This is a genomic window from Bacillus sp. OTU530, from assembly GCF_038440375.1.
In genome coordinates, this window is record NZ_JASATP010000169.1 from 1 (window position 1) to 338 (window position 338).

Sequence of the window (338 nt, forward strand, 5' to 3'; positions counted from 1 at the left end):
CTTTTACTTTCGCAACAACATTTTCTACTGTGAAACCATACTCTTCCATAATCTTTTCACCTGGTGCAGAAGCGCCGAATGTATCGATACCTACTACGTCACCATCTAAGCCTACATAACGGTGCCAGCCAAGTGTAGATCCCATCTCGATTGCAAGACGTTTTGTTACCGCTCTTGGAAGAACTGACTCTTTGTATTCTTTTGATTGCGCTTCGAACAAATCAAAAGATGGCATGCTTACAACAGATGCATCAATACCGTCTTTTGCTAGTGCAGCTTGTGCTTCTACTGCTAGGTTTACTTCAGAGCCTGTTGCAATCAGAATCGCATCTGCTGTT

Annotated in this window: 1 protein-coding gene; it reads right to left on the reverse strand. The window is 42.9% G+C overall.

The features are described 5' to 3' along the window. Positions 1 to 338 (reverse strand): transketolase-like TK C-terminal-containing protein (locus AAHB12_RS31455; RefSeq protein WP_342048963.1); only part of this gene is annotated, 338 nt, incomplete at both ends.